This is a genomic window from Holdemanella sp. MSK.7.32, assembly GCF_024460475.1.
Classification (GTDB): Bacteria; Bacillota_I; Bacilli_A; order Erysipelotrichales; family Erysipelotrichaceae; genus Holdemanella.
Genome location: NZ_JANFYN010000117.1, coordinates 1 through 703, shown reverse-complemented (window position 1 = coordinate 703; position 703 = coordinate 1). Strand labels below are relative to the sequence as shown.

Genomic DNA, 703 nt, shown 5'->3' with positions numbered 1-703 from the left:
CTCCTTTTCCTCTAATTCTTCTAAATCCAACCATTCTACATCCGTTAATGTCTTAACGACTTTTAACACACTGCTTTTCACAAGTCCAAAATGATTACTCTTTTCTTCATAAATAGATTGGTCATAAATACTTCGACATATGTAGAATAGATTATACACGTCTTCTTCATTAAAATTATATGAAGTATTTCCTGTGATTTCAATCAGATTCATTTGGTAGTCATGGAAATAGGATTTGAACCTTTCATCCACTTCGACCAGCTCAGAAAGCTGTCTGGCTGCATTCCAAGGCCTTTCACCTGTATAGAATACCAGAATGTGCACCATTGGTAGTTTTTCTTTTGACTTATTCTTCTTTGACTTCTTTAACATTCTGTCATACGCTACAAACTCATATACTGCAGCCCTTACAACCATGGACATATCCACATAACTTTGATTCTCAATAATGAATGCACTATAAAGATTTCCATCATTGTACTTACGAATCACATCCACATGCTTTTCTAGATCCATATTCGCATCATTCATCTCTGAATCAAGTTCCTCACAATTCTCTGGTTTAAGAGCTTTTTGACCATCAAAGAAGTACGCATTAAAGAAGTCGACAAAATAGGCATTGTTTTCTAAAAACTCCTTCATAATTTTGTCTTTTGATTTATTCATGTGATTTCATCACCCCTATCTCATATACGAAATAAAT

General features: G+C 34.0%; 1 protein-coding gene. It reads right to left on the bottom strand.

The annotated features are described in order from the left end of the window. Window positions 1–666: Rpn family recombination-promoting nuclease/putative transposase (locus tag NE544_RS12050; protein WP_256269503.1), on the bottom strand; the 666-nt coding region annotated here is incomplete at its 3' end. Between the last annotated feature and the right edge of the window lie 37 nt (window positions 667–703).